This is a genomic window from Mesorhizobium sp. M4B.F.Ca.ET.089.01.1.1 (assembly GCF_004022605.1).
GTDB lineage: Bacteria > Pseudomonadota > Alphaproteobacteria > Rhizobiales > Rhizobiaceae > Mesorhizobium > Mesorhizobium abyssinicae.
In genome coordinates, this window is sequence record NZ_RZOS01001095.1 from 1 (window position 1) to 714 (window position 714).

Sequence of the window (714 nt, forward strand, 5' to 3'; positions counted from 1 at the left end):
AATCGGCGCCGCGCGCGACGGCACGGGCATGCAGGGCGTGGCCTATGAATCGACAGTATTGCCCCTTCGAGCAGTGGATATCGGCGACCCAGATGATCCCGAGATGGACCCGACCAATGAAGCGATCGAATACGCGATTGGTGCGGGAGCTGGCGTGCTCAATGGGAGCTACGGGCCAGGCCTGTTGCTGGGGCGGTATCTCAAGGACGAGAACGGCCAACTGAAACTCGATGGCAAGGGATATGCCATCGATAATAAAAACTATGAGATTCTCGACTATCAGGCCATCTATGATGATCCGAGCAATCTCGTCGATACCTACAATACGTTGAAGAAGGCGGCTAAGGCGGACATCGTGCTCGTCTTCGCCGCCGGTAATGATGCCAGTACCGACGACCAACCCGGCGCTGCTTCGGCGATTCCCAGCGGCATCGGCACGTTGCCGTTAATAACGCCAGAAAATACCAAAGATGGAAATCTTTATAAGTTCATCGACACAAACGATCAAACAAACAAAGGTTTCGATTTCAATAACCCAAATACATACAAGATAGTGAGCGGGTCTGATGTCTCGAAGCTCGACTTCTCGGATCTGGCAGGCTCGCTGATAACAGTCGTTGCTGTCGGCAAGGATGGCAAGATTGCCAGCTATAGCAATAGATGCGGAGCCACAGCAGAGTGGTGCCTCGCGGCTCCGGGTGGCGATATTAATGC

General features: G+C 53.6%; 1 protein-coding gene. It reads left to right on the forward strand.

What is annotated here, in order from left to right; genetic code table 11:
- Positions 1-714: S8 family serine peptidase (locus EN780_RS36210; RefSeq protein ID WP_189557090.1), on the forward strand; the 714-nt coding region annotated here is incomplete at both ends.